Origin of the sequence: Vibrio sp. L85, from assembly GCF_963871815.1 — a bacterium.
In the GTDB taxonomy this organism is placed as follows: Bacteria; Pseudomonadota; Gammaproteobacteria; order Enterobacterales; family Vibrionaceae; genus Vibrio; species Vibrio harveyi.
In genome coordinates, this window is record NZ_CAWMYL010000214.1 from 1 (window position 1) to 775 (window position 775).

Annotated in this window: 1 pseudogene; it reads right to left on the reverse strand. The window is 43.7% G+C overall.

Annotation, left to right across the window (positions count from 1 at the left end):
- A pseudogene (locus AACR11_RS21160) lies at nucleotides 1–720 on the reverse strand (DUF3560 domain-containing protein); the annotation flags it as partial.
- Nucleotides 721–775 lie beyond the last annotated feature (55 nt).

A 775-nucleotide genomic window follows, 5' to 3' on the forward strand; every position in this document is an offset into this window, starting at 1 on the left:
ACGGGTATTAGATTGCGCCTGGGCTTTTTCTGCTCGCGCTTCTAAACGCTCTTTTTTGCTCTCGATGCGCTCTTGATAATCGCCAAGACTGGTAACTTTACGTGTCTTGGTCTCGTCCGTTGGTGGGGTTGGCTCTGGGTGCTTTTGGTCGTGATTAAGTGGTGAAATGTAACCTTGTTCTAGAGCTTCGGTCACTTGCTCCAATGTAAAACGTACTTTTGATGCCGACTGTAATTTTACCAACCCAATAGCCGCGTAGTAATGGTTTAATGTTGGGTAGTCTGCATCAATATCATGACGTAATCGCTCGCTTTGACCGTTAGCGAATTCAATTATCACCATGGTTTTACAGTAGCCACTGCCTCGCCCTACCTCTAACGCTTCAAGGATTGATTTTTTGTTGTACTCGTCTAGTGTGTACACGTCACCATCTTTGAACTGGTTGGACTCATTCCAATCTATAATCACACGCTCAACGGTCTCGATGCGCTCTAATGACTCGTATTGTTCAAATGAAGATAAAACCACGTCTTTTTGCTCTGGCTCAATGCTCGCAACGACTTCGCCCTCTAATGAAAAAGATAGAACCACGTCATTTGAGAAATGATAAGGACAATCGCAAAATTTCACTTGCACTAGCACGCCGTCACGTACTGTAAGAAGTACCACCATTTCAGAGTAGTTTTCCTCATACCATGCCCAAAAATCAATTTTAGGCATTGATACAGGCTCATTGTGACGGAAACAATCATCCATACCCATAGATTGGGTTTCT